Source organism: Sporosarcina sp. Y1009, from assembly GCF_057669865.1.
Window position 1 is genome coordinate 17,194 of record NZ_JBYHFO010000006.1, and the last position, 19,339, is coordinate 36,532.

A 19,339-nucleotide genomic window follows, 5' to 3' on the forward strand; every position below is an offset into this window, starting at 1 on the left:
TCCCAATTATCATCAGTTATTTGCAGACTCTTCCAATAGTTTATAGTATCATTGGTAGTCAATGGAAGATTTTCTTGATAAATTCTAGTGTAGAAATGAGGGGCAGTTTTGAGACTGTGGAATAAAGAAAACACAAAACACGGTATTTTGTTTCCTATTTACTTTATTTTGATGATGTTGTTTTATCTAGGATATCTTTTTCTAGAAAACTATAGAATGAATCAGTCTGTTCATTGGTTGTCAAAAAGTAATTTAACACAAGCGGATGTTGAAAGCATCAATCAACTTGTGACGTGGACTTCAAACTTTGAATCTGCATTCATAGCTCTATTTATAATAGCGATGTGTATAAGTATCTTCGGTTACAGAAAAAATAGAGAGAATATCAAACGATTTCTTATTTTAAATACTGCTTTGTTCATCGTAATTACTATAATAAGTTTTGTTTTACTTCAAGTTACACAATTACCCATCGGCAATCTAATACAGCCCATCGTAATTCCTACATACCTTCTTGGTGGGTTATTAGTTTATATATTGTGGGCATCGAAAAAACATAGACTAGTTGAAAAGAATTAGTTTTGGACAGAGGTACGACAATACAAAGCCGTGCCTCTCCAGGAAATCTACCAACAAGATGTAAGTCCTCGTCACCCATGACCTGGAACTCGCAAAGTAACTGTTGGATAAGTCGTTGACAGTTGTACGATCAATTACTATTTATACGCCCGATAAGTATGGTTAACCCTTTGCGGCTAACCAATTATCGGGTATTTTCAATTTAGTTAACTACACATTTTCTTCAATTTGTGTATAATAGATAAGGTTATGCTATATGACTACGTGGTTCGTGACCATCCCACGAAAAAAAACTAAGGAGAAATGAATAATGAACGTTAGAACTATGGCAACGAGCGGAGTTATTGCCGCTTTGTATGTTGCTGTTACATTTTTGATTGTCCCTTTCGGATTTATGCTCGTTCAATTCCGAGTTTCAGAGATATTTAATCATCTCGTCGTCTTCAATAAGAAATATATTTTTGGGATTGTGATTGGCGTTCTTGTTGCTAATTTTCTATTCTCACCCATTCTAGTCGATGTTATTTTCGGCGTGTTTCATTCATTATTCGCCCTTTCCATAACAATCTTTTCTGCGAAATTCATTAAAGGCATTGTTAAAAGAATGTTCTTTAACACTATGATTTTCACAGTTTTAATGATTATAATCGCCTATCAGCTTAAGATTTTTGCAGATATTCCCGATTATAACGGAATTCCGTTTCTATCCGTGTATCTAATTCTTGCGCTTGGTGAATTCATTATTATGGTGATTGGAATGCCTGTCATGTATGCGTTGAATAAGCGATTAGATTTCAAGAAACTTATTTAATCTCAAAATACCCACCATTTCAGACTGAAATGGTGGGTATTTTGCTAAGGAGCGTTCGAATCGATGTATATTACAATCCAAAAGGCTGCTGAGTATCTTGGCATGCCAGTCGAACAAGTCACTAAATATGTATTAGAAGGTCGTATTCGTGCGGTTCATGACGGAGAACAGTTTATGATTAACGAAGCCCAGTTCGAACTCTATTTTGACCAACTTAAAATTGCAAAACAGCAATTGGCTGAATGGATAAATGAACCGATACCGCCTGATCGTGATATAAAGGATGAAGATTAAACAGTTTTCAACTTTATTTCCCGTCAACAAATAATCTTATTTAGCATGCTGTCCACCCCTACTGAACCCCGATTCTATAGCTTTTTTTGAATCCTTAACGATGCATAATATCAACCGATTTCGGAATACTATTACCAAAACATGATTTGCCTAAAAAATTAAATCTGGTATAGTTGAAAATTATGTGAAAAACCAAGTATTAGTAGGGGGAAAAATGAAGAAAATATCAAATGTGTTTTATATAACAATCGCACTTATTATTTTAGCGGTTGGATATGGTGCCATTGCACCAGAAAGTTTTGAGGCTGTTACGACGAACATAAAAGATCTTGTGGCGTCAACGTTTGGCTGGTACTACATGATTTTGATGTCATTTATGGTCGTCTTAGCAATATTTCTTCTATTAAGTCCTTACGGAAAAATTCGCCTAGGAAAAGATACGGACCGTCCGCAATTTTCAACCGCTACTTGGATTGCCATGCTATTTTCCGCAGGCATGGGAATTGGACTTGTATTTTACGGAGCTGCAGAGCCATTATCACATTTTGCAATTGATCCTGCTACAGAAGATCCAAATACTGCTGCTGCCTTTAAAGAAGGCTTACGACAGTCTTATCTCCACTGGGGATTTCATGTGTGGGCGATGTATGGCGTTATTGCATTATCTTTAGCATTCTTTCAATTTAGAAAAGATGAGCCTGGTTTAATTTCAGCAACATTGAAGCCGATATTCGGGAAAAAAATGGAAGGTCCTTGGGGCACTCTCATAGACGTTCTAGCCGTATTTGCGACCGCTTTTGGGGTTGCTACTTCGCTCGGCTTTGGCGCTGTTCAAATTAATGCTGGCCTAAACCACTTATTCGGAATTGAAATCGGCATAACTTCACAATTCTATATCGTTGCTGTCGTTACGATTTTATTCATAGCATCGGCGTGGTCAGGTTTAAGTAGAGGGATTAAGTATTTATCAAACACAAACTTGGTCCTTGCACTTGTCCTACTTGGAATAGTTGTCATTCTAGGGCCTACGTTACTCATTTTTAATATGTTTACGGATTCATTTGGTAGCTATATTGCAAACCTTGTTGAGATGAGCTTCCGCACAGCTCCATTAGAAGGAGATAATCGTGCGTGGCTCGATGGTTGGACAATTTTCTATTGGGCTTGGTGGATATCGTGGGCCCCTTTTGTAAGTATGTTTATCGCCCGTGTTTCAAAAGGACGGACAATCCGAGAGTTTTTAACAGGTGTACTCTTTGCACCAACTCTTTTAGGTGTATTTTGGTTTGCTGCATTCGGCACAACCGCAATCGATATTCAAATGAACGGCGTTGTCGATTTAACAAAGTTCAGTACGGAATTGACTATTTTTGAAATGTTTGACGCAATGCCTTGGTCAATATTCCTTTCAGTTGCTGCTGTTATCTTAGTTGCTTCGTTTTTCATTACATCAGCAGACTCTGCAACATTCGTTCTTGGTATGCAGTCTACAAATGGTTCATTGACGCCGCCGAACAATGTAAAACTTGTCTGGGGGCTGATTCAGTCAACGATTGCCGTCATTTTACTTTCGGTGAACGGGTTAACCGCTTTACAAAACACCATTATTATTGCAGCCTTGCCGTTTTCCTTCGTCATGGTGCTCATGGTCATTGCCTTAATGAAAGCACTTAGAGAAGAGGCTTTATTAATTAAAAAAGGAAAATAACGTAAGAGGTCAGCTAACAGATTGTTGCTCACATTTAAATAGTAAAACATATTTAATCTATAATACCCACCATTTCAGTTTATACAATTGAAATGGTGGGTATTTTGTTAAGGAGAGACTGTCAAAGTAATATGTATAGTTGGGAAATCGCAATTCAAAAGGAGGGGAATCGATGAAAAAAGTATCTAATGTATTTTATATAACAATTGCTCTTATCATTTTGGCAGTTGGCTACGGTGCAATCGCCCCAGAAAGTTTTGAAGCAGTTACTACGACGATCAAAGGTTTTGTAGCATCCACATTTGGTTGGTATTACATGCTTCTTATGTCATTTATGTTGGCATTAAGTGTATTCATTATATTTAGTCCATATGGCAAAATCCGACTTGGAAAAGACGCTGACCGACCACAATTTTCAACGATCACTTGGCTTGCTATGTTATTTTCTGCAGGCATGGGAATCGGGCTTGTTTTTTATGGGTCTGCGGAACCCCTGTCACACTTTGCGATAAACCCAGCAACAGCTGATCCTAACACTGCTGAAGCATTCAAGGAAGGGTTACGGCAATCGTTTTTCCATTGGGGCTTTCATGTATGGGCGATGTACGGGATTATTGCCTTATCATTAGCATATTTCCAATTCCGGAAAGGCGAACCGGGTTTAATATCAGCGACATTGAAGTCGGTTTTTGGTAAAAAAATGGAAGGACCTTGGGGAATTCTCATCGACGTTCTTGCAGTTTTTGCTACAACATTCGGGGTCGCTACCTCCCTCGGCTTCGGTGCAGTTCAGATTAACGCTGGTTTAAATAATTTATTTGATGTTGAAATCGGGATACTTTCTCAATTCCTTATTGTGGTAGTGGTTACCGTTCTATTCATGGCATCTGCTTGGTCCGGTCTTAGTAAAGGGATTAAATACTTATCAAATGTAAATCTTATTTTAGCCGTTATGCTTCTTGTATTAGTCATTATACTTGGCCCGACACTGCTCATTCTCAATATGTTTACGGACACATTCGGTGGTTATTTAGGGAACTTGCTTGAGATGAGTTTTCGAACGGCACCATTAGACGCTGAAAATAGAGAGTGGCTGAATGGTTGGACGATTTTCTATTGGGCTTGGTGGATATCATGGGCACCGTTTGTCAGTATGTTCATCGCTCGCGTATCGAAAGGACGAACCATTCGAGAATTTCTAATTGGTGTTCTCGTTGCGCCAACTCTGTTAAGTGCAGTTTGGTTTTCTGCATTTGGAACAACTGCCGTCAACATTCAAATGGAAGGTATTGTTGATTTGACAAAGTTTGGGACGGAACTGACCATTTTTGAAATGTTTGGAGCAATGCCTTGGTCCTTATTCCTTTCAGTCTCTGCCGTTATTCTAATTGCTTGTTTTTTCATTACTTCAGCAGACTCCGCAACCTTTGTACTAGGTATGCAATCTACACATGGCTCATTGACACCGCCGAATCAAGTGAAACTCGTATGGGGGCTAATCCAATCGACAATCGCACTCATCTTGCTTTCTGTGAACGGGCTGACAGCTTTACAAAACACCATTATTATTGCCGCATTGCCCTTCTCATTCGTCATGGTACTGATGGTCATATCGCTGATTAAGGCACTTAAAACGGAAAATCTTCAAATTAAAAAGAAAAAGTAAGATATAAAAACGACCTACAAGTCAATTCATTCATTGACTTGTAGATCGTTTATTAATTTGTAATAAGTATTCGTTCACGCTTTCCTACAATATGAAGAAAGTCACTGATCATTGCACTTGCGGTTGGATACATCCCAGCTCCTGGTCCAATAAGCGTTAACGAACCGAGGTATTCAGTATCAACGATAATTGCATTATCGACGCCATCAACCCCGTATAGTGGATGCGCTGAATCAATAAGAACTAGACCAACACTTCCTGAAATATTTCCGTTCTCATCAATTGAAATATCTGCTATATGCCGATAGCGCAAGTCTTTCTCATTCGCACTTAAGACATCATTATCCCGAATATCACCGATTCCATTGATGGCAATTTCATCCCAATCCGGCTGACGCCCAAAGGCAAGATCACTTAATATCATCAGTTTTCGAAATGCATCTATCCCGCCGACATCATCTGAAGGATCCGCTTCCGCAAATCCATTTGCCTGCGCTTCTTTAAGAGCGACTTCAAACGGCAGGCCCTCTTGCCTCATTTTCGTTAAGATAAAGTTTGAAGTACCGTTTAAAATCCCTTGAATGCGTTGAATCTGATCTGATAGTAACAGATTTTCAATCGTACGAATAATTGGTACCCCACCGGCCGTTGTTGCTTCAAAACCAATTTGAACATTGTGATCTTTTGCCTGTTTTATTAATGCCGGACCATGTTTAGCAAACATCGCTTTGTTCGCGGTAATCACGTTTACGCCTTTCGAGATTACTTTCGAAAGATACGAGAATGCCGGCTCTTCTCCAATAATTGCTTCAAAAACAAGATCAATATCCGGATTTTCAAATACCTCTTGAACGGAATCTGTAATTTTGATGCCAGGCGTTTCTATCCGTTTTTTTGCGAGATCGCGAACGACTATTGACGAAATCTCAATATCGTAACCCGTTCGCAACTTTATTTCGTTCTTTTTTTCATTTATGATTCGGTATACGCCTTCACCTACAGTACCGAAGCCAAGTATTGCGACTTTGATTGTCGACAAATTGCCACCTCCATGGACTGTTTGATGAAATTTCCCCATTTAGTATATTCGGTTAAAAATCCGTCATGACCGAATTCCGTATTTATTAAACAAAAATTAGAATTCGGCAATTGATGTGCGAATGAACGGATAATTTCCGGTGGATAGATTAAATCATGTGTGAATCCTAGCATGACTGTTTTCGCTTTAATTTGTTTTGCCACTTCCTTGGTTCCCCCTCTGCCGCGCCCAATATCATGCGTGTTCATGGCTCGAAGGAGTGTGCAATAGCTATTTGGATCAAAATGCGTCGTTATCTTTTTTCCAATGTGGTTAAGATACGATTCTACTTCATACCCGCCGCTGATCGTCTCATCACGTGCAAAGCGCTCGTTAAATAATTGACTTGACCGATACGTCACCATTCCAGCCATTCGAGCAGTTTCAAATCCTTTTACGTCAGATGCATCTACGTAATTCCCGTTAGCAAACTCTTCATCGTTTTCAATCGCATGTAATCCGATATAGTTAAATGCAATTCCATATGCACTCAGAGACGGTGTTACTGCAAGCGGCAACAGAAGGTCCATATCATCAGGATAGAGGATTCCCCATTCCAAGACACGCATTCCACCAAGTGAACCACCAATTATCGTATGCAATTTATCGATTCCGAGAACAGATAACGCTTTTCGCTCCGCATGCACCATATCACGTATTGAAATTTCTGGAAATGACTGGCGATATGACCTTTTTGTCTTCGGGTTAATTGATAACGGTCCAGTAGATCCATCACAACCCCCGAGAACATTAAATGAAATAACGGAAAATTTTTTCGTATCGATATCTTTTCCGTCTCCTATTAAACCATCCCACCACCCAGGCTTCCTATCTGTACCGATAACTTTTTGGTTACCTGTCAATGCGTGACAGACAAGGACGGTTGGTGCATCTTCGTTTTTTGCCCATTCGTAAGCGAGATGGACTTGGTTGAGTACAACACCAGACTCTAACAGTAAATTTCCAATCTCTACAATCCCGCTCTCTACCATGGTCTCACCTCGTTTACTATCTTCATTTTATTGTGCAGCAACTGGAACAGCTTTTTCAATTGCTTGCGCAAGATCCGCAATAATGTCTTCTGTCGCTTCAAGACCTACTGATAGACGAATTAGTTCTTCTGATACACCTGATTTTTTCAAATCCTCAGCGCTAAGCTGTTGATGTGTCGTGGAAGCCGGGTGAATAATTAATGATTTTGCGTCTCCAACGTTTGCTACATGAGACCACAGCTTCACGTTATCAATCACTTTTCTACCTGCATCACGTCCGCCTTTAATGCCGAAGTTTACGATTGAACCAAAACCATTTTTCAAGTATTTCTTGCCTAATTCGTATGATGGATGCTCTTCAAGGCCATTGTACGTAACCCATTCAACAGAAGGATGCTTCTTCAAGTAATTTGCAATTTCGAGTGCATTTTCATTATGTTTTGGGACGCGTAAGTGAAGTGTTTCTAGTCCTTGCAAGAAATTGAATGCATTATCCGGGCTTAGGCACGGTCCGAAATCACGGAGTAGCTGAACACGTAGTTTCGTTGCGAACGCCGCAGCTGCTGCATCAATTCCGTAGCGAAGACCGTTATATGTCACATCCGGTTCTGTGAATCCTGGGAATTTACCTTTTGTCCAATCGAATTTACCGGCATCAACTACGACACCTCCGATAGAAGTCCCGTGCCCACCAATCCATTTCGTCGCGGAATGGATGACAACGTCTGCGCCGAACTCAATTGGATTACTGCCATACGGTGTTGAAAACGTACTATCAATAAGAAGCGGAATGTCATTTTCATGCGCAACCTTTGCAACAGCTTCGATATCTAGAACATGTAGACTTGGGTTTGCAATTGATTCGGCAAAAAGTCCTTTTGTTTTGTCTGTGATTGCTGCACGAAAGTTTTCTGGATTTGTTGCATCAACAAATTTCACATTAATGCCGTAACGTGGAAGTGTCACTGCAAATAAGTTATACGTACCGCCGTATAAGTTTTCAGCGGCAACAATCTCGTCTCCAGCCTCAGCAATATTTAATATGGAAAACGCAATGGCTGCCATTCCAGATGAAAGTCCAACTGCCGCAGTTCCACCTTCGAGTAACGCAATACGCTCTTCAAAAGCACCAACCGTTGGATTGGTTATCCGCGTATAAATATTTCCTGCCTCTGTTAAACCGAACAAGTTTTGTGCGTGCTCCGTGTCGCGGAAAACAAATGAAGTCGTTCTGTGAATTGGCAATGCTCGTGATCCAGTCACCGGATCTGGCTCTTGGCCACCGTGCAATAGTTGTGTTTCTGGTTTTAAGTTTGTCATTTGTATTACCTCCAAGTTTTTTTGTTTGATGGAAGTGCAGTGACGATTGGGGAAATTTAAATATAAAAAAACCCCCTTCGTATAAGAAGAGGGTTATGCTTTCGCTAATTCCTCCTCTCATCTTTCAGATCGTTTGCACGAATCTGTAGGAAGTAGCACCTTTGCAAGTCGGTCGCTTGCTGGTTGCCGGGCATCGTAGGGCCTAATCCCTCCGCCGCTCTAGATAAGAGTATGATTGATTCTGTTTTCCATCTTGTTACACAGTATAGAACTGATTATGCAGAAAAGTCAAGGGATTTATAAAAGTTTTTTTATTTCTCCCTATTGAAACTTTGAAACTATCTCCTAATGATTAAAAATACTATCCTGCAAAACTTGTCCAAATGTGGTATACTTAGAGTAGACAATCTCTGTCTAATCGTTTACCGTTTCAGCTTACAATTTTCGATGCTTAGGGCATTGCCTAAGCTTTTTTTAATAGTGTCGAAGAAAATCGTATCAATAGGAGGGATTCACATGGCTTTTCCACGTAAGGAAAGACCAGTATCGGACTTTGTAGCAGCTCGCAAAGTCGATGAAGAAATTTCATTTGTTCGGAACGACTATAAGGTTTACGGGACTATTTATAAGATCCTTGAGAACTCTGTTATCGTACAAATCTCTAGTGAAGATGCAGACTTAATTGGTGCGGCCTCAAATCTTACTGTTGTTTCACACAAAAACTATTCTGTTGATTGATTTATATAAGAAGACATCGCTATTTAGCGGTGTTTTTTTGTTTTACAGCATTTTAATTTGCACCTAGCCTTTCTTAAAGCCCCTAACTTTACTGTTTTTAATTTTCAGCAGGATTCTTGACGCTGGTTATTGAATTTAAGTAAATAAGAAAGGAGACTACTCATATGTTTCGTACACTACTTGTTGCTGGGATTGTTTTAATGTCGACAATTTATGTTTTCTTCATTCCTTCAGATCCTATTGGTTTTAAAATATTTATGAAATTAATTCCAATGGCACTAATCATTTTATTTGCGATTAGAACAAGGACCTCCCTCCCCTCTACATATAAACGAGTTATCATTGTTGGTCTATTCGTCTGTATGGTGGCAGACGGTGTGATTTACTGGTTTCTAGCTGGGCTTGTTACTTTTTTTATTGGTCATATTTTTTATATCTTTGCTTTCCGTCATATCGTCCGTGGTGCTATGCCTAAGTGGGCAGCCATCCTTCTACTATCATATGGCATTGTGATGGCTTTTTGGATCTCAGGTTCACAATTTCAAATTGGAGAATATTTTCTTGGAACTGCGATTATTGCTTATATTTCTATCATTCTACTGATGGGCTGGATGGCCATTCGCACTCAGCTGTCTTTAGCCATAATTGGTGCGCTTCTCTTTATCTTTTCAGATTCAGTTCTTGCAATCGATCGATTCGTTTACGATATTCCATATCGAGACGCATTTGTTATGGTCACCTATTACGCTGCACAGCTCCTCATTGCCGCTAGCATTGGGAGTCGTCTAGTCAAATATTCCGTAAACCGAAAGAATCTGATAAGATGAGTAGATATCGGGATATCTTTTTAGGAGGAATTTTAATATGAAAGAACAGTTAATTGAGCGGCTCGTTCGCTACGCGAAAATTGATACACAATCGGATTTTAACAGCAACATGTGTCCAACAACGCCTGGACAATGGGATTTGCTGCATGTACTACAAAAAGAACTGACAGAGATTGGTATGGAAGACATCACTCTTGATGACAATGGGTATCTTTTTGCTACACTACCGGCGAATACCGACCGTGATGTTCCAGTCATTGGATTTCTAGCGCATGTTGACACAGCCACCGACTATACGGGGAAAAACGTCAAACCACAACGCATCGATAATTATGACGGAAATGATGTGCAGCTTAACGATAATACTGTGATGGCAGTTAAAGATTTTCCTGAACTAACAAGTTACGTTGGACACACACTGATTACGACAGACGGCACGACACTACTCGGAGCAGATAATAAGGCGGGTATTGCCGAAATCGTAACCGCGATGGAATATTTGATTGGAAATCCGGAAATTAAACACGGGAAAATTCGAATCGCATTTACGCCAGACGAAGAAATCGGACGTGGTCCACATAAATTCGATGTCGAAGAGTTCGGCGCGAAATATGCCTATACAATGGACGGTGGTCCACTTGGTGAACTTCAATATGAAAGTTTTAATGCTGCAGGTGCAAAAGTTACATTCCACGGGACAAGTGTTCACCCGGGCTCCGCGAAAAACAAAATGGTGAATTCAATTTTAATTGCAAATAAATTTCAAGCGGCAATGCCAGCAGAAGAAATTCCTGAAAAAACGTCCGAGTACGAAGGATTTGTACATTTAATGCAGTTCGACGGGTCTACCGAAGAAACGTCGCTTAGCTACATCATCCGCTATTTTGACCGTGAAACATTCGAAGCAAGAAAACAACTACTGGTTGAAACAGCTGACAAGCTGAAGAAAGAATACGGCGACAATGCAATCACACTTGAAATCGAAGACCAGTACTTCAATATGCGTGAAAAAATCGAACCCGTCATGGAAATTGTCGAGATTATTTCTGATGCATTTAAAAAACTCGATATTGAACCTAATATTGTACCCGTTCGTGGGGGAACAGACGGCTCGCAACTTTCCTATATGGGCATGCCAACACCGAATATTTTCACGGGCGGCGAAAACTATCATGGAAAATACGAATATATTTCCGTAGACAATATGGAAAAAGCAACGAACGTCATTATAGAGGCAATCAAATTATTCGAAGAGCGTGCTTAAACGCATTTGGAATGAAAAGTGGGTCAACTCCTATAGCGAGTTGACCCATTTTTTCGTTGGATTCGTGATATCCGACAGATTGAACATTATATCCGACATTGAGTCTCGCATATCCGTCAAATAATTACTTATATCCGTCACTCAAACGATTATATCCTCAAAACAGGACTTTACTCACACCACAATTCCATTAGTCACGGTCATATTCACCGATAATCTCTACAGCTTTTTCAGTAATCGACGTATCGATCGCTTTATCTAAATCCACATCACCGCGGATTGCATCGTTTTCTTTATAGACATTAAATTGTTTTTCAATGTCTTCCATAAACATTTTCCCGTCTGGATCCAATCCTGTTACGTAGACCTTTTCCCATAGTTCCGGGTCTTTTAGTGCCGTATGCATCGTCATGATCTCAATAATTTCATCTTTGCCGATTCCTTTAATAAATGCATCGTTGTAGTCTCTGACCCCTTTTAGATAGGCAGCCATAAACCGTAACGAAACATCTTGTTCCTCAGCCATAAACTGCGGTGAACCCAGCACCATTGCGATTTGTGATTCTGGCGCATAATCAGTCGCATCACCAAAACGAACATGGAAGCCTTGTTCAATGCCTTGCGTAATCAGCGGCTCAATACTAAGTGCAACATCAATCGTCCCTGCATCAATTGCACCTAACATACTTCCAAAGTCAGCCATTAGCACAAATTCAACGTCATCCTCGGTTAAGCCCGCATGCTTTAGCATCTCTACATAGATATACCAGTCGATCGAATAGAGTGATGACACAGCAATTTTCTTACCTTTCATATCCGCATAGTCTTTAATTTCATCCACCATATGATTGCCGATGACAAAAGTGAAATACGATTTCCCAGGGTTATTATGCCCTTTATCAGCAATAATCTTTACGTCAATCCCTTGTGCAATAGCGTTGAAGAAAGATGCCGTTGAAACCCCACCTGCGATATCAACTTCTCCCGCTGCTAATGCAGGAAGCATGTCATCACTATTGGCAAATTGGGCAAATTCAACCTCAATATTATAGTCTTCAAAATAGCCTTTTTCCTTCGCAATATAGAATCCTGCGCCAGATGCGGCACCGTCCTCTGCAATCATAACTTTGGTTTTTTCTTTAAGTGGGCTTAAATCTCCAGAAGGATTTTCCACGTTTATTTCATCATCGACAGGAGGTGCCGGATCGGTTTTCACTGTATCTTTTGATGAACAGGCACTGATCAGTAACATCAACAAGAACAGCGGAATAAACCAACCATACTTACGCCATTTCGTCATGATTTCTCTCCTTTTTAATCCACTTCTCTTCTTGACCTTTGAACTTCTTCTTGCAAATGACGCCAGATTTCAACAAACTGTGATGCCATGACTGGATCTTCCCGAATGTCTTCAATTTTCCGTGGCCGTGCCATTTCGACATTTATTTCACGGATAATTTTCCCGGGTTGTGAGCTCATGAGCAGAATACGATCGCTGAGTAGTAATGCTTCGTCGATGCTATGCGTGATGAAAAGCACAGTCTTCCCTGTTTCCTCCCAAATGGAGAGAAGCTCCGCCTGTAATATAAACTTATTTTGCTCATCAAGTGCTGCAAATGGTTCATCCATCAGCAGGATTTCAGGGTCATTTGCAAACGCCCTCGCAATGCTCACCCGTTGTTTCATGCCCCCGGATAGTTCTTTCGGATAAAGGGTTGAAAATCTGTCGAGTCCTGTTTTCTTTAAATAATAAGCGGTTCGTTCTTTTACGATTTTTTTTGGCATATGACGCATTTTAAGACCGAATGCAACATTTTCTTCAACAGTCAGCCAGGGAATAATACCTCTTTCTTGAAACACCATTGATTGAAGCGGACGATTTTCCTTTTCTGTCGCGATCTTGAAATTTCCAATGCTCGGGTTCTCGAGTCCCGCTAAAATTCGTAATAACGTTGTTTTTCCACATCCACTCGGCCCAACGAGACAGACAAATTCTCCCTCACGGATGGTGAGTGTAATGTCATCTAGTGCTGTTACACTTCCCTGTTTCTTATAAAAGGCTTTTGTTAAATTTGTGATTTCAATTTTCGGTTTTCGATTCACCATCGATTCACCTCCACGGCAACATCTTCTTTTGGATTCCTCGAAGCACGATTGAAAACAAGTAGCCAAAAAACGAAATTAGTATTAGCCCTACGTACATCTCTTGTAATAAGAACGCTTTGTACGAAGTCCAGATGAGATAACCGATTCCAGAAGTTGCGCCCATCATTTCGGCAGCTACAATGGTGAGTAGTGCAATCGCCTGCCCCATTTGAATTCCTTCCAACATCACTGGAAGTGCACCAGGTAAAGCAATTTTCATAAAGAAATTTACACGACCCGCCCCGTAGTTCTTCGCAACATCTAAGTAAATTGAGTCGATATTAATAACGCCCGCAACGGTGTTAATCACGACTGGGAAAAAAACACTCCCCGCGATTGTTACAACCTTTGATAAATCTCCAATGCCGAAAATAATAATAATGATTGGGAGCAGGGCAAGTGTTGGAATTGGCATAAGTGCCATTACGATTGGTGAAACAAAATGTCTGATGGGAGAATATAGCCCCATTAGAAGACCGATGATGACACCTGGAATCACACCTAGTAAAAATCCAGCAAAGATCCGATACATCGAAATTCCAATATGGCTTGCGATTTCACCACTAGCCATTAAGGAAAAAAACGTGCCGACAATCGCAGAGGGCGGCGGGAAAAAACGAATATCTATTAATCCCGTTCTCGACAAAAACTCCCATAATAGTAGTAGAAAAACAGGTGACGCAATCGTCAACATCTGCTTCAATCGCTCATTTGTTTGTCTCTTTTTCCATTCACGTTGCTCAATTTCTAAAGGACTATAGTGATTCTTTAAATCTTCCAACGTTCACCACCTCTTCTTTAAATATATGTATCCGCCTAAAAATGTGTGTTGGGCGCATGCCTCAACCTATAGATTTTCGACAAAAAAAAGCACTTTCCAGCAAAGTTCACTGAAAAAGTGCCTATATAACAATTTTCTTGAATTACGTTTCTTCTTGATACTTTTTTCAAATGAGGCCGTCTTTTTTTGCGTTAAATCGTAACTCTTCTCGAAACTTTGGATGTGCAATATTGATAAGTGCGTTCGCTCGTTCTGTAAGTGATTTTCCGTACAATTTCGCAATGCCATATTCCGTTACGATATTGTCAACAGCATTTTTTGACGTTGTTACGACAGATCCTGGTGTTAATTGTGTTTTGATGCGCGAGATTGTGTCGTTTTTTGTGGTTGAATACATGCAAATATAGCCTTTTCCATGTTCTGCGAACTGAACACCTTGTGCGAAATCTGCTTGTCCCCCTGTTGATGAATAATAGCGTCCTGCGACTGTTTCAGAAGCACATTGACCGTACAAATCAATTTCAGTTGTTGCATTGATTGACACGATTCGTTCTTCTTTCGCAATTTCTCGAGGATCATTGACAATGCTTACTGGCAAAAATTCAACAGCAGCATTTTCGTGAAGAAAATCATAAAGGCGCTGCGTACCAAAGGCAAAGGTTGCGATAATTTTTCCCTTATTTGTAAATTTTTTCGTTCCATCTACCGCACCTGCAGCAACTAAGTCAACGATACTATCTGTCAGCATTTCAGTGTGAATGCCAAGATGGCGATGATTTTTCAGCATAGCCATTACTGCATTTGGAACAGCACCAATACCAACTTGAAGCGTGTCGCCGTCCTCAATTTCTTGCGTAACGAATTTAGCAATCGCTAAGTCTTTTTCAGTAATTGGTGGTGATTTTTCTTCAGTCAAAGTTAAATCATTCTCGACAAAACCAGCAATTTGACTAATATGAATTTGATTTTTTCCAAACGTCCGTGGCATCTGCGCGTTTACTTCCAACATGAATGGGACATGACCTATAAACTCTGCTATATAATCTGCGCCTGTTCCTAATGAAAAATAACCATGCTCATCTATGGGAGATGCACCAGTCATGATCATGGACATCTTTGTGGTTTTTTCCAAAAGTCGTGGGACATCATGGAAAACGTTCGGGATTAAATCAATTTGACCATCATAATACGCTTTTCGTGTCGCGCCGCTCAAAAAATAAGATGTATGAGAAAGATGTCCTTTCATTTTCCCTGAAATATAATCTCGTTCTTTAAGCGTTAACATTTGATGGATCTTAACGTTATGTAATTTAAAATAATTTTCTTCCAATATATCTAGTAATCTATGAGGTTCCCCGTTAGCAATCGGGATAATAATATCTGCGTCTGCATTAATCAGCTCAATTACTTCTTGATCATTCAAACGTTTCAACAATCATATCACTCCTCTTCAGTTTGGTTCTTTATACAGTATACCAGACTGAGCGCTCGCTCAATTAGATATGATTCAGTTCTGTTTTAGTTTTTATCTTGAAACGATATACTTAATGCATGATAAAACTTACACCCGACCAAATTAAACAATTGAATATGTATAGTATTTATATAGAAAAACCCGAGCATATGCTATTTACACTTGCTGACTTTATGGGTGATAAAACTGAAGCGGCACTCCTGACTTCACAAACCATTAGTCGTAGTCCCAATAGAACAGTCACAGCCTCTTATTTCATAAGAAGATTTGGGATGTTTATCGCCATGCAGTTTTATAATTTAGCCATGTACGATGAAATTTGGGATGGACAGTTTACGCAAATTAGCTTTGGTGCTAAAGAGGAATTTGGGAATTTAACGGTTAGTATGTTTGTAAAGGACAATGATTGGCGTAGCGTAGAAGATGGTGAGCGCAGTAAGGTCATTCAACATATTTTAGAAAATCACTGCGATGCGATTATCCGCCAAACTAAAACTGTCGCTAATGTATCCTCACTAACACTATGGGAAAGCATTTTCGGATTTTTACTCTGGCATTATCATGTATTGTTGGAGAATCCGGGCACCGCAGATGAGGCTCGTGTAGATTTCAATATACTTAAAACTGATGCCGTTTGGGCGAACATCGCACCTCGTTCCTTATTTGCAGTGTATTTAAAAGAACAGGAGCCATCCGCACTTTTACAGACAGTCGTCCGTACAACCTGTTGCTTATCTAAAGATGTTCCAGGACTCATGCAGTGTGGATTTTGTCCGTCAAAGAAAAATTAGTTTACTCGATAAGCTCTAAACGTGGCCTGCAATGAATACATTGTTCCTACTGCTGCAGCGCCATAAAAAAAGCCCATGAAGATACCCGCTGATAAGTTTCCAGGATGACTGATGAATATGGAAATGACAAGCCCAATAATAACGGCAACAGTCGACAACCATCTTGAAGCTAACTTAAAGAACGCTTTGATCAATATAATCACAATGATAATAACAGGAATAGCCAAAATTGCATCCCAAATATTTGTGTGGATTATCGGGAACTCGGTTAACATGGAATCCATCCTTTTTTACTGCAAGTTTACCCCACACAATCAACTACATACATTGAGGAGGATTTTTTTGAAGGTTAAAGGCCATCAAATCAAAGGTGCTGTACTTGATGAAGAAACACGCTGTTCGCATTACCAATCCGAAATTGACCGGATTGCCATTAAGTTTTATTGCTGTGACACCTATTTCCCTTGTTATGAATGCCATGAAGAAAGTGGATGCGGAACACCAGAAGTCTGGCCAAAAGAGAAATTCGCCGAGAAAGTGATCCTCTGCGGCGCCTGCGGGCATGAACTATCTATATCAGAATACTTGAAGTGTCATTCTGTGTGTCCCAAATGTACAGCAAGTTTTAATCCGGGTTGTAGTTTACATCGGCATTTATATTTTGAAACATAAAAGGTGCATTCCTAGACTAGTAGGAATGCACCTTTTTCAGATAGATTTCGTTGCTGTTTTTCGTATCTCTCGCCGTGCTTCGTAAATGTTTGTCACAATCGCTTTACCAACAGCGTACGTTGGAATTGCGATGATAATACCAAGGAAGCCTGCAATATTACCTGCTGCTAAAATAACTGTAATAACCGTAAGTGGGTGAATATCAAGTGATTTGCCCATCACATTTGGTGTGATTAAGTTACTCTCAATTTGCTGGGCAGCAAGTGTAATAACACCCACCCAGATGACTAATGAGGGTTGCTGTACGAATGCCATAACAATCGCTGGTGCAACCGCAATCCATGGACCAATGAAAGGTATCAGGTTCATAAAGAGCGCAAAAATCGCGAGTAATATTGCATATTTCAAACCAATTGCCCAGTACCCGATGAAAATCAGAACCGCCAATAGAAAACTGATTAACAATTGTCCTTGAATATAAGAACGCAAAACATGGTCAATATCAGATAGTGTTTTTTGTACCCACTGACGTTGTTTTCCCATAAAAAACTTATAAATGAAAGGTGCAAATTTTTCATGATCCTTCAACATAAAGATAAAGAAAAATGGGACTAATATGAGTAAAAACATCCCTTGCAATAAGGATTGTATAAATTGAACGATCCATTTTCCAAACACAACGGCAATCGATTGAATTGACTCCGCTGCACTGTCTATGGAATCCTCCAGGCTTTTCGGGAGTTCTTGCTTTTGATCTAACACATAGTTCGTAATCTCGTTAATTTCCGCAGTAATGGTTGGTGCATTCTCCACCAAATCATTTACTTGTCTCGCAACTGGTGGTCCAATAATCGATGCGAAAATCCATATGATCCCGATTATCAATGCGAATATTGTAAGAATACTTGCCCATCTAGGAAACTTTCTCTTCTCAAGAAATCTTTGAATGGGTTCGGTCATGTAATAGAGGACGCCCCCAAGGAGAAGTGGCAAGGAAATCGTTTTTACAATAATAAGGAAAGGCGCAAAGATTCCTTTGATGTCCATGAAATATCGGATAATTAGGATGGCAAGTAAAATACCAATACCAACTTGAAACCATAGTTTCCTCGTCATAATTCCAACTCCTTTTTAACATGTTCTTGCTAGTAAGTATACGCTGTTATACGGATTACGTCGATAAAAGTTTCATAATTATCCCAATATCTTTCAAATAGAAAGGACCACCCAATTAGGCGGTCCCGATAATTTTAATTATTCAACACGTAAGAAAATACGATTTCCCGAAGGATCTTCTATACTAGAACCATTTTCAGTCGACTCAACTTCTACACCCGCACGATTTACAGCACTTTTCAGCTCGTTTTCATCAGGATAAACAAGCGTGTACCCTGCTAAACCTGCACTGTTAGTAGAAGGACGTGATGCACCTTCCCCATTCCATATATTGAGCCCTAAATGGTGATGGTATTTTCCAGTAGACATAAACAACGCGCCCGGATAATTACATGCAATTTCAAACCCTAATGCTTTATAAAACTTTTCGGTTTCTGCTATGTTTCGAACATGTAAATGGACATGCCCCATGACTGTTTCCGCAGGAAGTCCAGCCCATGATTGGCCCGCACTTTCTGCAACAATACTTTCCCCATCAAGTGGATCCGTACTCATCGCAACTTCCCCGTTTTCCCAATGCCATTCAGATGGTTTACGGTCTGTATAGATTTCAATTCCGTTACCGTCAGGGTCCGATAAATAAAGTGCCTCACTTACTTTGTGATCAGAAGCACCAATTTGAACTTGATGTTCAACGAAATGCTTAATAATATTTCCTAAGTCTGCTCTTTTTGGGAGGAGTAGTGCAAAATGATAGAGTCCTGTCCTTCTTGGTTCTTTCGGTGTCACATTTTCAGGTTGTGCGACGATTAGTAGCGGTGTTATTCCGTCCGCAGTCAATACGGCACGCGTTTCAGTTTCTTCTAATACGCGAAATCCGATGATTTCTTTATAAAAACGAACAGATCGTTCTAAATCCACGACATTAAGATAAACCTCTCCTGTATACGTCTGTGGTGCCTTATGAAAAGTCATATTTATTCCTCCTGTAATTTCGTAGTAAGTAACTTACTTTATGTAACTAACTTTATATGTTATAATGATTATTGTCAAGACATAATGATTCTGGCGGAAGGAGCCTAA

General features: G+C 39.9%; 20 protein-coding genes and 2 riboswitches. Of the genes, 10 read left to right on the plus strand and 10 right to left on the minus strand.

Annotated features, from left to right (window positions below; translation table 11 throughout):
- The first annotated feature begins 108 nt into the window (after positions 1-108).
- From AC25Y1_RS09075 to AC25Y1_RS09095, 5 genes are all read left to right on the plus strand, one after another.
- A complete protein-coding gene (locus tag AC25Y1_RS09075; protein ID WP_488147662.1) occupies positions 109-579 on the plus strand; it encodes a hypothetical protein in 471 nt (156 codons plus the stop codon).
- A 258-nt stretch (positions 580-837) separates the two neighbouring features.
- Positions 838-882: riboswitch (PreQ1 riboswitch) on the plus strand.
- Positions 883-889: 7 nt separating this feature from the next.
- Positions 890-1,390 carry a QueT transporter family protein gene (locus AC25Y1_RS09080; RefSeq protein WP_488147663.1) on the plus strand — a complete coding sequence of 167 codons (501 nt, stop codon included), beginning with the start codon at positions 890-892 and terminating at the stop codon, positions 1,388-1,390.
- Positions 1,391-1,453: 63 nt separating this feature from the next.
- Complete coding sequence (locus AC25Y1_RS09085; protein WP_488147664.1) at positions 1,454-1,684, plus strand: excisionase family DNA-binding protein; 231 nt, start codon at positions 1,454-1,456, stop codon at positions 1,682-1,684.
- Between the two features lie 214 nt (positions 1,685-1,898).
- Entirely contained in the window at positions 1,899-3,392 is a 1,494-nt protein-coding gene (locus AC25Y1_RS09090) for a BCCT family transporter (protein ID WP_488147665.1), read from the plus strand.
- Positions 3,393-3,564: 172 nt separating this feature from the next.
- Complete coding sequence (locus AC25Y1_RS09095; protein ID WP_488147666.1) at positions 3,565-5,058, plus strand: BCCT family transporter; 1,494 nt, start codon at positions 3,565-3,567, stop codon at positions 5,056-5,058.
- Between the two features lie 52 nt (positions 5,059-5,110).
- On the opposite strand, the gene AC25Y1_RS09100 is transcribed toward AC25Y1_RS09095, so the two are convergent.
- From AC25Y1_RS09100 to AC25Y1_RS09110, 3 genes are read right to left on the minus strand one after another with little or no spacing between them, the layout of a single operon-like run.
- Positions 5,111-6,097 carry a homoserine dehydrogenase gene (locus tag AC25Y1_RS09100; protein ID WP_488147667.1) on the minus strand — a complete coding sequence of 329 codons (987 nt, stop codon included), beginning with the start codon at positions 6,095-6,097 and terminating at the stop codon, positions 5,111-5,113.
- Positions 6,055-7,128, minus strand: a complete 1,074-nt coding sequence (gene metX, locus AC25Y1_RS09105; RefSeq protein ID WP_488147668.1) for a homoserine O-acetyltransferase MetX — start codon at positions 7,126-7,128, stop codon at positions 6,055-6,057. The genes AC25Y1_RS09100 and metX overlap by 43 nt, the downstream gene beginning before the upstream one ends.
- A gap of 27 nt (positions 7,129-7,155) precedes the next feature.
- Positions 7,156-8,448, minus strand: coding sequence for an O-acetylhomoserine aminocarboxypropyltransferase/cysteine synthase family protein (locus tag AC25Y1_RS09110; protein ID WP_488147669.1), 1,293 nt, complete (start codon positions 8,446-8,448; stop codon positions 7,156-7,158).
- Positions 8,449-8,562: 114 nt separating this feature from the next.
- Positions 8,563-8,678, minus strand: a riboswitch (SAM riboswitch).
- Between the two features lie 286 nt (positions 8,679-8,964).
- Here AC25Y1_RS09110 and AC25Y1_RS09115 point away from each other — a divergent pair.
- From AC25Y1_RS09115 to pepT, 3 genes are all read left to right on the plus strand, one after another.
- Positions 8,965-9,186, plus strand: a complete 222-nt coding sequence (locus tag AC25Y1_RS09115; protein WP_488147670.1) for a DUF2187 family protein — start codon at positions 8,965-8,967, stop codon at positions 9,184-9,186.
- Positions 9,187-9,350: 164 nt separating this feature from the next.
- The gene (locus AC25Y1_RS09120) at positions 9,351-10,013 is read left to right on the plus strand and encodes a lysoplasmalogenase (RefSeq protein ID WP_488147671.1); all 663 of its coding nucleotides are present in this window, start codon (positions 9,351-9,353) and stop codon (positions 10,011-10,013) included.
- Positions 10,014-10,050: 37 nt separating this feature from the next.
- Entirely contained in the window at positions 10,051-11,277 is a 1,227-nt protein-coding gene (gene pepT / locus AC25Y1_RS09125) for a peptidase T (protein ID WP_488147672.1), read from the plus strand.
- Between the two features lie 190 nt (positions 11,278-11,467).
- Here pepT and AC25Y1_RS09130 read toward each other — a convergent pair whose 3' ends face one another.
- The 4 genes from AC25Y1_RS09130 to AC25Y1_RS09145 form a co-directional block, all read right to left on the minus strand.
- Positions 11,468-12,577 (minus strand): ABC transporter substrate-binding protein, encoded by a 1,110-nt coding sequence (locus AC25Y1_RS09130; protein ID WP_488147673.1) that lies wholly within the window; start codon positions 12,575-12,577, stop codon positions 11,468-11,470.
- Between the two features lie 14 nt (positions 12,578-12,591).
- A complete protein-coding gene (locus tag AC25Y1_RS09135; RefSeq protein ID WP_488147853.1) occupies positions 12,592-13,380 on the minus strand; it encodes an ABC transporter ATP-binding protein in 789 nt (262 codons plus the stop codon).
- Positions 13,381-13,387: 7 nt separating this feature from the next.
- Positions 13,388-14,203 (minus strand): ABC transporter permease, encoded by an 816-nt coding sequence (locus tag AC25Y1_RS09140; protein ID WP_488147674.1) that lies wholly within the window; start codon positions 14,201-14,203, stop codon positions 13,388-13,390.
- Positions 14,204-14,369: 166 nt separating this feature from the next.
- Positions 14,370-15,638 carry an acetyl-CoA hydrolase/transferase family protein gene (locus AC25Y1_RS09145; RefSeq protein ID WP_488147675.1) on the minus strand — a complete coding sequence of 423 codons (1,269 nt, stop codon included), beginning with the start codon at positions 15,636-15,638 and terminating at the stop codon, positions 14,370-14,372.
- Positions 15,639-15,754: 116 nt separating this feature from the next.
- Here AC25Y1_RS09145 and AC25Y1_RS09150 point away from each other — a divergent pair, with 116 nt between their 5' ends.
- Positions 15,755-16,468, plus strand: a complete 714-nt coding sequence (locus tag AC25Y1_RS09150) for a hypothetical protein (protein WP_488147676.1) — start codon at positions 15,755-15,757, stop codon at positions 16,466-16,468.
- On the opposite strand, the gene AC25Y1_RS09155 is transcribed toward AC25Y1_RS09150, so the two are convergent.
- Positions 16,465-16,752, minus strand: coding sequence for a hypothetical protein (locus AC25Y1_RS09155; protein ID WP_488147677.1), 288 nt, complete (start codon positions 16,750-16,752; stop codon positions 16,465-16,467). The two genes, AC25Y1_RS09150 and AC25Y1_RS09155, sit on opposite strands and share 4 nt — an antisense overlap.
- Positions 16,753-16,810: 58 nt before the next feature.
- On the opposite strand from AC25Y1_RS09155, the gene AC25Y1_RS09160 reads away from it, so the two are divergent.
- A complete protein-coding gene (locus AC25Y1_RS09160; RefSeq protein ID WP_488147678.1) occupies positions 16,811-17,140 on the plus strand; it encodes a CHY zinc finger protein in 330 nt (109 codons plus the stop codon).
- Between the two features lie 36 nt (positions 17,141-17,176).
- Here AC25Y1_RS09160 and AC25Y1_RS09165 read toward each other — a convergent pair whose 3' ends face one another.
- The gene (locus AC25Y1_RS09165; protein ID WP_488147679.1) at positions 17,177-18,256 is read right to left on the minus strand and encodes an AI-2E family transporter; all 1,080 of its coding nucleotides are present in this window, start codon (positions 18,254-18,256) and stop codon (positions 17,177-17,179) included.
- Positions 18,257-18,394: 138 nt separating this feature from the next.
- Positions 18,395-19,231, minus strand: a complete 837-nt coding sequence (locus tag AC25Y1_RS09170) for a VOC family protein (protein ID WP_488147680.1) — start codon at positions 19,229-19,231, stop codon at positions 18,395-18,397.
- Between the last annotated feature and the right edge of the window lie 108 nt (positions 19,232-19,339).

Bases quoted from the DNA above. Each gene is read 5' to 3' on its own strand.
- AC25Y1_RS09080 (WP_488147663.1), top strand. From the start codon at position 890: ATGAACGTTAGAACTATGGCAACGAGCGGAGTTATTGCCGCTTTGTAT.
- AC25Y1_RS09085 (WP_488147664.1), top strand. From the start codon at position 1,454: ATGTATATTACAATCCAAAAGGCTGCTGAGTATCTTGGCATGCCAGTC.
- AC25Y1_RS09090 (WP_488147665.1), top strand. From the start codon at position 1,899: ATGAAGAAAATATCAAATGTGTTTTATATAACAATCGCACTTATTATT.
- AC25Y1_RS09095 (WP_488147666.1), top strand. From the start codon at position 3,565: ATGAAAAAAGTATCTAATGTATTTTATATAACAATTGCTCTTATCATT.
- metX (WP_488147668.1), bottom strand. From the start codon at position 7,128: ATGGTAGAGAGCGGGATTGTAGAGATTGGAAATTTACTGTTAGAGTCT.
- AC25Y1_RS09110 (WP_488147669.1), bottom strand. From the start codon at position 8,448: ATGACAAACTTAAAACCAGAAACACAACTATTGCACGGTGGCCAAGAG.
- AC25Y1_RS09115 (WP_488147670.1), top strand. From the start codon at position 8,965: ATGGCTTTTCCACGTAAGGAAAGACCAGTATCGGACTTTGTAGCAGCT.
- AC25Y1_RS09120 (WP_488147671.1), top strand. From the start codon at position 9,351: ATGTTTCGTACACTACTTGTTGCTGGGATTGTTTTAATGTCGACAATT.
- pepT (WP_488147672.1), top strand. From the start codon at position 10,051: ATGAAAGAACAGTTAATTGAGCGGCTCGTTCGCTACGCGAAAATTGAT.
- AC25Y1_RS09130 (WP_488147673.1), bottom strand. From the start codon at position 12,577: ATGACGAAATGGCGTAAGTATGGTTGGTTTATTCCGCTGTTCTTGTTG.
- AC25Y1_RS09150 (WP_488147676.1), top strand. From the start codon at position 15,755: ATGATAAAACTTACACCCGACCAAATTAAACAATTGAATATGTATAGT.
- AC25Y1_RS09155 (WP_488147677.1), bottom strand. From the start codon at position 16,752: ATGGATTCCATGTTAACCGAGTTCCCGATAATCCACACAAATATTTGG.
- AC25Y1_RS09165 (WP_488147679.1), bottom strand. From the start codon at position 18,256: ATGACGAGGAAACTATGGTTTCAAGTTGGTATTGGTATTTTACTTGCC.
- AC25Y1_RS09170 (WP_488147680.1), bottom strand. From the start codon at position 19,231: ATGACTTTTCATAAGGCACCACAGACGTATACAGGAGAGGTTTATCTT.